10 protein-coding genes and 1 riboswitch are annotated in these 12280 nt (G+C 31.5%); all 10 genes read right to left on the bottom strand.

Annotation, left to right across the window (positions count from 1 at the left end; genetic code table 11):
- Positions 1–10: 10 nt before the first annotated feature.
- Positions 11–2443, bottom strand: coding sequence for a DNRLRE domain-containing protein (locus Q3287_RS08355; RefSeq protein WP_407963860.1), 2433 nt, complete (start codon positions 2441–2443; stop codon positions 11–13).
- A gap of 746 nt (positions 2444–3189) precedes the next feature.
- Positions 3190–3714 carry a peptidylprolyl isomerase gene (locus Q3287_RS08350; protein ID WP_054269007.1) on the bottom strand — a complete coding sequence of 175 codons (525 nt, stop codon included), beginning with the start codon at positions 3712–3714 and terminating at the stop codon, positions 3190–3192.
- A 64-nt stretch (positions 3715–3778) separates the two neighbouring features.
- Positions 3779–4531, bottom strand: coding sequence for a patatin-like phospholipase family protein (locus tag Q3287_RS08345; protein ID WP_407963859.1), 753 nt, complete (start codon positions 4529–4531; stop codon positions 3779–3781).
- Positions 4532–4561: 30 nt separating this feature from the next.
- Positions 4562–5860 carry a M18 family aminopeptidase gene (locus Q3287_RS08340; RefSeq protein WP_407963858.1) on the bottom strand — a complete coding sequence of 433 codons (1299 nt, stop codon included), beginning with the start codon at positions 5858–5860 and terminating at the stop codon, positions 4562–4564.
- Positions 5861–5878: 18 nt separating this feature from the next.
- A complete protein-coding gene (locus Q3287_RS08335) occupies positions 5879–8143 on the bottom strand; it encodes a DUF3553 domain-containing protein (RefSeq protein WP_054275709.1) in 2265 nt (754 codons plus the stop codon).
- A 252-nt stretch (positions 8144–8395) separates the two neighbouring features.
- Positions 8396–9214: an energy-coupling factor ABC transporter ATP-binding protein gene (locus tag Q3287_RS08330; protein WP_054269003.1), complete on the bottom strand. Its 819-nt coding sequence runs from the start codon at positions 9212–9214 to the stop codon at positions 8396–8398.
- The gene (cbiQ, locus tag Q3287_RS08325; protein WP_407963857.1) at positions 9207–9905 is read right to left on the bottom strand and encodes a cobalt ECF transporter T component CbiQ; all 699 of its coding nucleotides are present in this window, start codon (positions 9903–9905) and stop codon (positions 9207–9209) included. The genes Q3287_RS08330 and cbiQ overlap by 8 nt, the downstream gene beginning before the upstream one ends.
- A gap of 2 nt (positions 9906–9907) precedes the next feature.
- Entirely contained in the window at positions 9908–10192 is a 285-nt protein-coding gene (locus Q3287_RS08320) for an energy-coupling factor ABC transporter substrate-binding protein (RefSeq protein WP_009888183.1), read from the bottom strand.
- Positions 10182–10934, bottom strand: a complete 753-nt coding sequence (locus Q3287_RS08315; RefSeq protein ID WP_009888182.1) for an energy-coupling factor ABC transporter permease — start codon at positions 10932–10934, stop codon at positions 10182–10184. The genes Q3287_RS08320 and Q3287_RS08315 overlap by 11 nt, the downstream gene beginning before the upstream one ends.
- Positions 10935–11122: 188 nt before the next feature.
- Positions 11123–11316: riboswitch (cobalamin riboswitch) on the bottom strand.
- A 132-nt stretch (positions 11317–11448) separates the two neighbouring features.
- Positions 11449–12096, bottom strand: a complete 648-nt coding sequence (locus tag Q3287_RS08310) for a cobaltochelatase CobT-related protein (protein WP_407963856.1) — start codon at positions 12094–12096, stop codon at positions 11449–11451.
- Between the last annotated feature and the right edge of the window lie 184 nt (positions 12097–12280).

Raw genomic sequence — 12280 nt, 5'->3', positions numbered from 1 at the left:
AAATATAAAGTTAAGTCATAATAGTATCAGCTATTCTAAATATAGTCAAAGCTGCCGCTGTCCCTGCTGATTGGCCATTTCTTATTCCTACAGACACAGATGAAAAATTATTTATAGTAAATGTAGTTCCACCAAATAGAAAACCAGCAAAATATCCAGAAACCACACCTCCACCACCTGGCTCAGTAGTGATACCTGCTAAATCTCTCCCTCCTAAAATAGGAAATAAGAAAGAAAAAGAGTATTGATTTATACTTGATGAACCTGGTTGCAATGCTAATGAAACTGAAATGTAGTACACACCATTTTCTTCTACTTTAAATGTACCATTTGCATCCACTGTTATACTTGAACTATTCCCCAGTACTGCTTGCCAATTTTTTATAGCTTCCCCATTATTTAAGATTTGTGCAGATGGAGCATTTACAAGAAAATTAGCAATTGGCTGTGAGAAATTACCTGTTGCTCCAGTATTTCCGGTTGGGCCTGTCGCTCCTGTTGCTCCTGTGTTTCCTGTTGGTCCTATTTCTCCTGTTACTCCTGTATTTCCGGTTGGTCCTGTTGGTCCTGTCACTCCTGTGTTTCCGGTTGGTCCTGTTACTCCTGTTGGTCCTATCACTCCTGTGTTTCCTGTTGGCCCTATTTCTCCAGTTGGTCCTGTGTTTCCTATTGGACCTGTTGCTCCGGTTGGTCCTATTTCTCCAGTTGCTCCTGTGTTTCCTGTTGGACCAGTCGCTCCAGTTGGGCCTGTTGCTCCCATTGGACCTTCTAACCCTGTATTTCCAGTTGCTCCTGTGTTTCCAGTTGGGCCTGTTGCTCCCATTGGGCCTTCTAATCCTGTGTTTCCTGTTGAGCCAGTTGGCCCTATCTCTCCTGTATACCCTGTTGGACCTGTTGCTCCAGTTGCTCCAGTTGCTCCTGTATTTCCTGTTGGACCTGTTGGACCTGTTGCTCCAGTTGGTCCTATTTCTCCAGTATTTCCGATTGGACCTGTTGCTCCTTCTAATCCGGTGTTTCCGGTTGGGCCTGTTGGACCTATTTCTCCGGTATTTCCTGTTGGACCTGTTGCTCCGGTTGGTCCTATTCCTCCAGTTGGTCCTGTGTTTCCTATTGGACCTGTTGCTCCGGTTGGACCTATTTCTCCAGTATTTCCTGTTGGACCTGTTGCTCCGGTTGGACCTATTTCTCCGGTATTTCCGGTTGGGCCTGTTGCTCCCATTGGACCTTCTAACCCTGTATTTCCAGTTGCTCCTGTGTTTCCTGTTGGGCCTGTTGCTCCCATTGGGCCTTCTAATCCTGTGTTTCCTGTTGAGCCAGTTGGCCCTATCTCTCCTGTATACCCTGTTGGACCTGTTGCTCCAGTTGCTCCTGTATTTCCTGTTGGACCTGTTGGCCCTATCTCTCCTATATTCCCTGTTGGACCTGTTGCTCCAGTTGGTCCTATTTCTCCAGTATTTCCTGTTGGACCTGTTGCTCCTTCTAATCCGGTGTTTCCGGTTGGGCCTGTTGGTCCTATTTCTCCGGTGTTTCCTGTTGAGCCGGTTGCTCCAGTTGGCCCTATCTCTCCTGTGTTTCCTGTTGGGCCTGTTGCTCCAGTTGGTCCTATTTCTCCAGTATTTCCTGTTGGACCTGTTGCTCCTTCTAATCCGGTGTTTCCGGTTGGGCCTGTTGGACCTATTTCTCCAGTATTTCCTGTTGGACCTGTTGCTCCGGTTGGCCCTGTTATTCCTGCGTTTCCAGTTGGACCAGTCGCTCCTGTTGGACCTGTTACTCCGGTATTTCCGGTTGGACCTGTTACTCCGGTATTTCCGGTTGGACCTGTTGCTCCTGTGCTTCCCATTGGGCCTCTTGGTCCGGTTGGACCTGTAACTCTAATTGGAGGACATCCGAATTTAGGAGGACAGCACTCTTTTTTTCTTTCTTCAAATGTTATAAGTATATATGGTTTGTTACGACCTCTACTAGATGTAAACTCTATAATCTTACAAGGATAATTTAAAGATAAAGCTAATCCATAATTAGGATACTTGCCCACCGCCCATGCTTTTACAATACTTGTAATATTTAAACATATATAGTTAGACGTATCACTTATACCAATTGGTAAATATCCTTCAATATTTTCTATAGGCAATTTATCATTCCATGATATAGTCCTTGAATTATAATATTCGATTATTCTTTTTACTTCAATATCTATTTTTTCATTAAAAATATAATTATTATCTGAATTAATATGAATAAATAACTCTGCTTTTAATATATTTTTATCTTTTAATATCTCTGGTATTCTTACTTTGAAAAAAGTAAGAAGTTTTTCTTCTGCAAAAGTGCTTGAATATTTAGTTCCTATTAAACAATATTCTAAAAAACTAAAGTTTTTATCTGGATATTTTCTTGATATAAAGGTATCATCATTTAAATAAAGTATAATATTTCTCATTTATAATCCCTCCATTTTGGGTCTATATTATACTATGTTAAAAAACATACTTAGTTACAATAAAGTTAAAAATTTACTTTCTTAAATATTTATATAATAATACCAATTTCTGCAAAAAAAGAACCTGTAAATTAGAAGATTCTAATTACAGGTTCTTTTTCATTGTTATATATTACACTTTAAATTATTCCTTGACTGGCCTAGCTGGTGTAAACTAAACCAGTCTCTCTCAAATATTAAGCACTTTTTTCTTCTTATGTTTTTTAGGATTTATTGTCTCTATTATTGTAAACCAAAGTTATAAAATTGTAAATAGAAGATATTTCCATGATGATATTTTTTTATAAATAAAAAACATAGAAAAACTTATTTTTCTTAAATAAAATAGATAAAATAGCTTAAAAAGACACTGGAATAATTGTTTTCCATATGTCTTCCATATTTATTTAATATATTATTATATACAAACTTGGATAAAAATATTTTTAGTAAAATTTTTTTTAACTATACTTTATTTTTTAATTAAAATTCTATGATACTAATTTTATGGAATAAGTATCATAAAAATCCAATGTTATTTCTAATTGGTATACTCTGTAATTTATTATTTTAATACACAATTTCTTATTATATAGAATAAATAAAAAATGAGATGTATTCGTCTAAAGACGTAACTACATCCCATTTTATCTTCAATAAACAACATATATTTTGACTTTTACTTATAACTAATTTTTATATATGTTTTAATTTTTTTCTACATCAGAGTAATCTATTCCAAAAGTCTCCACAGTAACAGATTTCATAACTTGTGGAGTTTGTGGTTTATCAGCTGCATCTGTTCTAATTGATGCTATTTCATCAACAACCTCTATACCTTCTATTACTCTACCAAATCCTGCATATTGACCATCTAAATGTGGTGAATTTTTATGCATTATGAAAAATTGAGAACCAGCTGAATTAGGTGCCATAGTTCTAGCCATTGATATGACTCCTCTTTCATGTTTTAAATTATTAGTAAATCCATTCCCACTAAATTCACCTTTTATAGAGTGACCTGGACCACCCATTCCTGTACCATTTGGACATCCACCTTGTATCATAAATCCTGGTATTACTCTATGAAATATTATTCCATTATAATATCCTTCATTTACTAATGATACAAAGTTTTTAACTGTATTTGGTGCTATATTTGGGTACAACTCAATTTTAATTTCTTTTCCATTTTCCATTTCTATAGTTACTATAGGATTTTTATTTTCCATAATTCATTACCTTCCTTTTCCTTAGTTAAATTATACAATTACATTTATTATATTATACTCTAAATTAAAGTCTATCAAGTATATTTTTTCCTATTTCATATCCTTCTTGATAAATAGCTTTACAAAACTCATCATCAAAATTAAGAGTGTCTTTAGGTGCGAACTGAGTATTTGGTCTAACTACTATTATTCTGTCTTCATCGTATGTTTTTTTAATATCTTCTGGTAATTCATAATTATATTTCGTTGATATTAAAACAATCTTATCCACATTATCCACAATTAAAGGTTCAATCAATGCGCTCCTAATTAGACCTCCATCTAATTTAAAACCATCATATAACCCTTCTTGAACATCTTTTGCAAATTGTTCTTTAAAACCAAGAGTAGCCTTTGGGTTTGATGGTAACAATCCACTGTATGAAATACTGATAATTGCTTCATCACGAGTCATTTTTGATACATCAACAATCTTTTCTGATACTACCTTATTATTGACTTCTACATAGTTAACATAAAACTTCATTTCTTCAATTTTACTATCATCTAGTTCCCTCAAATTGTCTATAGCAGGAGAATTATCCACAGTATTATTTACTATTTTTACATTTCCATTCTGGATATCTTTTATATTTGTCCACATTTTTTCTAAGTTATCAACATTACCTGTGTACAAATAATATCCATTTATTGCTCCTATTGATGTCCCTGAAATTGAATAAAATTTATTTATTCCTCCATCATATAATGCCTTTACTACTCCTGCTTGGTAAGCCCCTTTTGCGCCTCCACCTTCTAAGCATAATCCTAATTTCATAGTCTCATCTCCAAATTGTTTATCTTATATTTATATTTCAAAAAACTTGCTAAACGTTTTATATATGCTATAATGGTCTTCAACATTTCCTAATTCTCTTATAGAGTGCATTGCCAAAATTGGACTTCCCACATCCACAGATGGTATATCTATATGAGTTGAAGATATTGGACCTATAGTACTTCCACCTCTTTCATCTGACCTATTAACAAATTCTTGATACTCAACATTAGCTTCTCTACATATATTCTTATAAACAGCTATAGAATACCCATCACTTGTATATGCCTGACTAGCATTTATCTTTATAACAGGTCCTTTTCCCATAACTGGTTTATTAGTTGGGTCATGTTTTTCTGGAGTATTTGGATGGATAGCATGAGCCAAATCTGATGATATCATAAAAGATGAATAAATAGACTCAAAGAACTCTTCCCTATCTTTACCTATTGATAGACAAATTCTTTCCAATATATTTAATAGCATGTTTGAATCTGCACCTTGTTTAGTAGAGCTACCAACTTCTTCATTATCAAATACGGCCATTACATTTACGCCATTTTGACCTTTAGTATCGATAAGAGCATTCAAGCTAGCATGTACCATAGCAAGATTGTCTTGTCTTCCTATAGATATAAATTCATCATTAGCCCCTATTAAACTTCCTTTTTCAAATTCATATAAAAACAAATCAAAATCTATGACATCTTCCATATTTACATCCAAATTAGATGCTATTTGTTTTAAAAGGAAGTTATCTTTTTCTAATGTATCATTCAACAAACCAACTAAAGGTAACATATCCTTTTGCTTATTATATGAATGACCATCATTTATACTTCTATTTAAGTGTATAGCTAGGTTTGGTATTATACAAATTGGCTTTTGAAAGTTTATAAGTCTTTCACTTGGCTTTAATACATTATCACTCTTTAAAACTACCCTGCCAGCTATGCCAAGAGGTCTATCTAACCATGTGCTCAATATTGCTCCTCCATAGCACTCTGTATTCAACTTCAAATAAGATTTTTCAGCTTCTATTTCTGCATTTGGTTTAATGCTAAATGTAGGAGAATCTGAATGAGAACCTATTATTCTAAAACCATCTTTTTCTATGTCTTCTGAATTAACTACAAAAGCTACTATAGCAGATAAATTTTTAGTAACATAGTATTTTCCACCCACTTTTAGGTTCCACTTATGATTTAAAGCTAACTCTTCAAATCCATTTTTGTCTAGAATTTCTTTATCACTATCAACTGCATGAAAAGATGATGGACTATCATATATGAAGTCTATTAAGTTCTTAGCAAAATTTATACTATCCATTCTCTATATTAACCTCCATTATAAAATATTTAGTGTTGTATATTCTTTGTTTATCTTTTTAATTCCTTGCTTGTCAAAAGCTATAGTAACATCTGTGCCAATTATAGATACTACTGTCCCAACCCCAAATTTAGGATGATGCACTTTAGAACCAAGTTTTATATCATCTGGGTTAGTCTCTTTATTGGAATCTTTTATTGTAGCATTAACTTTGTCAGCAACTTTAGATTTACTTATAGTATTCATGTACTTTTTAGTATATTTATCTAACATATTATAGCTTGCTTTAGAATAACTCAGTTCTTTCTTTACTTTGTACAATCTTTCTATACATTCTTCTGGTAACTCCTCCATAAATCTCGAAGCTATTGCAACATTTGTTTTACCATATAATGTCCTCTTCTCTGTCAATGACATATATAACTCTTCCTTGGCTCTAGTTATACCAACATAGCAAAGTCTTCTCTCTTCTTCTATCTGTGAATCACTTAGAGACTTTATAGCTCTTGATATAGGAAATAATCCTTCTTCCATACCTATTAGGAATACTACAGGGAATTCCAGCCCTTTAGATGTATGAATTGTCATAAGAGAAACTCTATCATTGTCTTCTTCATCATTTGATTCAGATGTAAGTGCTATACTAGTTAAGAATGTTTCTAAGTCTTTGTTTTCATAATTCTCATCATTACTACTTTCAAACTCCAAAGCTATAGATATGAATTCTCTTAAGTTGTCAATTCTATCTTGAGCTTCCTCTCCCTTACCAGTCAAATCTTTTTCATTTTTATTCCTTATCTCTACAAGTTCATCCATATATCCTGTAGTATCTAAGACCTTTTCTATAAGTTTACTAACAGGATAAACTTCTTTTATAGTTCTAAGTGTACCTATAATATCAACAAATCCACTTATACTTGCTCTTGCTTTAGTAGATATATCTGAATTTGTCTCTATATCAATTAATACTGAATATATACTTTCCTGCTTTAAATTAGCTCTATCTTCAATTTTTTCTATTGTTCTAAGCCCTATACCCCTTCTAGGTACGTTTATAATTCTTTTTATAGATATATCATCTTGTGGATTTTGAATAACTCTTAAATACGCTAATAAATCCTTTATCTCTTTTCTCTCGTAAAATTTTGTACCACCATATATATTATATGGTATTTGACTTCTATTTAAAGCATCCTCTACAGGTCTAGCTTGTGCATTTGCTCTATAAAGTACTGCAAAGTCTTTATATGGTCTCTTCTCTTTTCTAGCTATTTGTGCAATTGAATCAGCAATGAAATCAGCTTCTTCTATTTCACTACCAGTTAATTGTATCTTTATAAGCTCTCCTTCTTTTTTTTCACTCCAAAGCTTTTTCCTTTTTCTTTCTATATTATTAGATATGACTTTATTAGCTGCATCTAATATCACTTGTGTAGACCTATAATTTTGCTCCAATTTTACAACATGTACATTATCATAATCTTTCTCAAATTCAAGTATATTTCTTATATCTGCGCCTCTCCATCCATAAATACTTTGGTCATCATCTCCAACAACACAAATATTTTGATGTTCTCTGGCTAATAATTTTATCAATTCATATTGAGCTTTACTTGTATCTTGATACTCATCTACCATTATGTATCTAAATCTACTTCTATAATATGCTAAAACTTCTTCATTAGCCTTAAAAAGCTCTACAGTTTTAAGTATTAAATCATCAAAATCAAGTGCACTATTTCTTTTTAAACGGTCTTGATATAATGCATAAATATCTGCAATTTTACTCATTCTATTATCTGCCATGTTAATGTCTTTAAACTGTTTTGGAGTATAAAGCTTATCTTTTGCTCCTGAAATAGCACTTATAACTGCTTTTGGTTCAAACACCTTATCACTTAAATTTAGTTCTTTAAGACAGTCTTTAACCAATGTAACTTGGTCTGCTGCATCATAAATTACAAAACTCCTGTTGTAACCAATCTTATTTATATCTTTTCTAAGTATACGAACACAGCAAGAATGGAATGTACTTATCCACATTTCCTTAGTCTCAGAACCTATATTTTGTTCAACTCTTTCTCTCATTTCATTTGCAGCTTTGTTTGTAAATGTTATCGCTAATATATTTGGTGGTTGTACACCTTTATCTTCTATAAGGTATGCCATTCTCGTTGTTAATACCTTAGTTTTACCTGAACCAGCTCCAGCCAGTATAAGTACTGGACCTTCAGTCTTTTCTACTGCTTCTCTTTGAGCAGGATTTAATGTATCTAAATTCATATTTCTCCTCCTGTTAACAGCCATAAATATATTTTAATCTAAAATATGAATTACTTCAAATTATAATTATGTATTATACTAATAGATTATTTCCAATATATTACAATTAAATAACACTTTACATATAATTTATTTTATTATTTAATAAAAAAATAACCTTATGATTTGGGGAATCATAAGGCACCTTTAAGGGGTCTAGGTTAAGGGTTATTATATATAAATCTATTTTTTTAAAATAGGTTTAGGGCTTAATTATTTGTTTGTATTAAGTTCTCTTTCTTTCCAGTACTTATACAAATCTTCTTCTTTCTTAAATAAAGGTAGGTTCATATTTTTGTGTACCTTTACTAGCCATGGGGATTCTAAGCCAGCTTGTATAATGTTATTTTCATTTACAAATACATTTTCTGCCTTTCCTTCATCAATTAAAATCCCCTTATCCAATACATATATATAATCGCATATTTCATACATTAAATTCATATCATGACTGGATATTACTATTTTTATATTATCTTTATTCAATCCCTTTATTATATCTACAATAGACCTAGTACTTACTGGGTCTAAACCAGCTGTAGGCTCATCAAGCAATATAATTTCATTTTCCATTGCTATAACTGATGCTATCGCTACCCTTTTTTTCTGACCATAACTTAAAAAATGTACTGGTCTATCTATAAAATCTATTCCATTAACAGCTACTAGAGCTTTGTTTATTCTCTCTTTAATTATTTTTTCATCTATACCAATATTTCTCATTGCAAATGCTATATCATCGTATACTTTTGAATAGAAAATTTGTTTTTCTGGGTCTTGAAAGACAATACCCACATTTTTTCTAAGATTATACAAACTTTTTTTATCATATTTTAATTTTTCTTCTTTAAAAAGAATTTCTCCAGATGTAGGTTTTAATATACCCATTAAATTCATAAATAATGTTGATTTTCCTGAACCATTTGAACCTATTATACCTATAACATTTCCCTTTGAGAAATCCATATTAATGTTTAATAATGCATTGGCATTCTTTTCATATTGATAAGTTAAATTATTTATTTTAAACATCATTATCCCCTACTATGTGAAATTTACCATCATACAATTTTATGTCTAATGATATACACATATCATCATACCTTGTCATAAGTCTTTTGTACAGCATACTTCCAAGAATTCCTAAGGATTTATATGAAGTTTTTAAATTTATGTACCCAAATCTTAGTTCTTGTGACTTATATATTTCTGAAAATTCTTCTAAAAATATGAATATAAACCTATATATTAACATTGATAGCTCAACAAAAGTATCAGGCAAATGCATTTTTTTAAAGAAGAATATTAATTGATTAAAAGGTGTTGTAAGTATACAAAAGTATACACAAGTCAAACAAGACATAGCTCTAAATAACACATGAATAGACATGTCAATAGATGCTTTTGATATTCCTACATTGAAACTAAAAATTTCAAAACTATATAATAAGTCTGCCTTATTAAAAGATATATTTACAAGAGTTATTCCTATACTAAGAAATAAAAAGTACATTGGTATTCTGAGTAATTTTAAATAATTCTTTAAATCTATTCCAGCTACACAAACAACTAGAATACTCATTAAAATCATAATTCCACTTAAAACAAATATATTTTTTATTACCATAGAAGCAATCAGAAAGATTACTCCTATGGCTACTTTTTTATTTGGATTTATTTTACTTAATCTATTTGTATATGCATATTTATCAATTATAAGCATAATTAACTTCTCTTTCCTTTTTGAACACCTAATATGTACCCTATTACACCAGCACCTAACGCTGCTTGTGCAGAGAATAATAAACTTTCTATTTCTCCACTTGGTGGCTCATATGGGCTACTAAACCATGGTTCATAATCTGGATTTATCTTAGTAATTTCACTCTCAGCTTGACCATCTGCTCCTCCATATTCAGCTCCCGAATTAACAAGTAATGGGAATATGATAAGAGCTACTACTAATAAAAGTAGTAATATATTAGTTTTTGTCTTTGTTTTAGCACTCATTAGCTTTAACTCCTTTATCATTATTTTCTAGTATGCTTTTTTCTCCATTTTCTGTAATTAAATTATATACAATTACAGTAAGTATACCTTCTGCTATCGCTATTGGTATTTGAGTCATAAAGAAAATTCCTAAAAACTTAATTGCTGAAGCCATCACTCCACCTGATGGGTCTGGGAAAGCCAGTGCTAACTGTATCGAAGTTACTGTATATGTAGCCAAATCTCCTATTGCTGCTGCAAGAAATACTGGCATTGCATTATTTCCGTCTTTTTTCTTTAATGCTTTAAATATTAAGAATGATATAATTGGTCCTATAATAGCCATTGAAAAAGCATTAGCTCCTAAAGTAGTTATTCCTCCATGTGCCAATAGTAATGCTTGGAATATTAGAACTATAGTTCCAAGAACAAACATTACACTTGGTCCAAACATTATTGCTCCAAGACCTACTCCAGTAGGATGTGAACAACTTCCTGTTACTGAAGGTATCTTTAGTGCTGACAATACAAATACAAATGCTCCACACAGCGCTAATAATACTTTCTTTTTAGGGTCTTGCTTTACTATTTTTCCTATTGATTTTAGTCCTACTAAAAAAAATGGTATAAATATAACTCCCCATGCTATAGACCATTTTACTGGTAAGTATCCTTCCATTATGTGCATTGCATTCGATGTAACTGGAGTTAAAACGATTAACATAAGTGCAGCTATAACCCCTAATTTGATATTTTGTTTCATTTTACTATCCCCTCTCTCCCTTTCTAATAATTAAAATATAAATAATATATGTCTGATTTATTTTAAAAATAAAAATAAAAAAGCCTAACTCGATGGCTAGGCTTCTAATTTTCGACAATCCAAATACAAACACATAAAATGAACATATCTGTATAATTATTATAAGAAACTTTCTCCATCCCCGAAGAAATTACTTTAATATTTTAGGCAGGTCTCCTGACTTAGCTTCTTCCTACTCCTCTTCCTTCCCATGAAATATAAAAGTATATCATCATAGTGGCTAACAAAAGTTTCGTCTGCATCACAGTAGCGGGGGCTGTAAAGGAATTTAACCTTTTTCCCTATTAATCTTGCTTGAAGAACCTATAATATTATATATTTAATTTTTAAATTATTCTTAAAACATTTTCTATATAAATCATTGTATACCTTTTCTGTGAAAATTTCTACATTTTTTACAAATTTTATTCATTTTTATATTTTTATGTATATAAATTATTTTTTATAATCTTGATTAATTTCTAATTATCTTCTTTAAATACATCGAAACCACATCAGAAAATCTAGTTATATCTCTTGAATATATAAAATCGTTTCCATATATTAATCTTTCAGCCTCAAGCTCCGATTCTTTCCCTGTGAATACTCCTAATACTAATATATTTTGTTTCCTAGCTTTTCTTACTTCATTAGCTGTATCTCTTAAACCAACTATCCCTCTATAAGCTTTTTCTCCTCTTAAGGTTCTCTCACTATTTTTTCCTATCTTTACATCATTGGGTCTTCCATCACTAAGAACTATCAAAATTTTATTTTCTTCATCTCTATTTATTAGACCACTACATATAGATTTTATAGCTAAACCATCTCTATTATTACCAGCACAAAAGTATTCAAATATATTTTCACTATTTTTTAAACTATCATCATAATCTTTAAATCTTTTTAATATTGTATAATCCAAAAAACTAGAAAATCCCATAACTCTATTTGGTATGCCAACCTCTGTTAAGGCATTTGCAATTATATACGCCTGAATTGCCACATTTCCTTGATTTCTACTTTGAGAACCACTTGCATCTAATAATATATCAATAACATACTTTCCTTTTTCATTTTCTATATCTTTATAAAATATTTTATTATTATTACTTCTACCCACTCTCCAAGCCCTATTTGCTAATATAGTTCCACAATCAGAGTATACTCTTATTTTAGCATTTTCTTCTCTGAACCTCCCATGACTAAAGTCACAGGGTTCCTACTTCATAGAATTTTGCATACTGAAATATGTCTTACCAATTCTCCACAGGCTATCCCCATAGTTCCTACGGTTCTTACATACA

It is taken from the genome of Clostridioides sp. GD02404 (genome assembly GCF_045898275.1).
Lineage (GTDB): Bacteria > Bacillota > Clostridia > Peptostreptococcales > Peptostreptococcaceae > Clostridioides > Clostridioides difficile_A.
The sequence above is the reverse complement of the archived record's forward strand: the minus strand, read 5'-3'. Positions and strand labels throughout refer to the sequence as shown.

Excerpts from the sequence above, each read along its gene's own strand:
- Q3287_RS08355 (WP_407963860.1), bottom strand. The coding sequence starts at position 2,443 with ATGAGAAATATTATACTTTATTTAAATGATGATACCTTTATATCAAGA.
- Q3287_RS08350 (WP_054269007.1), bottom strand. The coding sequence starts at position 3,714 with ATGGAAAATAAAAATCCTATAGTAACTATAGAAATGGAAAATGGAAAA.
- Q3287_RS08345 (WP_407963859.1), bottom strand. The coding sequence starts at position 4,531 with ATGAAATTAGGATTATGCTTAGAAGGTGGAGGCGCAAAAGGGGCTTAC.
- Q3287_RS08340 (WP_407963858.1), bottom strand. The coding sequence starts at position 5,860 with ATGGATAGTATAAATTTTGCTAAGAACTTAATAGACTTCATATATGAT.
- Q3287_RS08335 (WP_054275709.1), bottom strand. The coding sequence starts at position 8,143 with ATGAATTTAGATACATTAAATCCTGCTCAAAGAGAAGCAGTAGAAAAG.
- Q3287_RS08330 (WP_054269003.1), bottom strand. The coding sequence starts at position 9,214 with ATGTTTAAAATAAATAATTTAACTTATCAATATGAAAAGAATGCCAAT.
- cbiQ (WP_407963857.1), bottom strand. The coding sequence starts at position 9,905 with ATGCTTATAATTGATAAATATGCATATACAAATAGATTAAGTAAAATA.
- Q3287_RS08320 (WP_009888183.1), bottom strand. The coding sequence starts at position 10,192 with ATGAGTGCTAAAACAAAGACAAAAACTAATATATTACTACTTTTATTA.
- Q3287_RS08315 (WP_009888182.1), bottom strand. The coding sequence starts at position 10,934 with ATGAAACAAAATATCAAATTAGGGGTTATAGCTGCACTTATGTTAATC.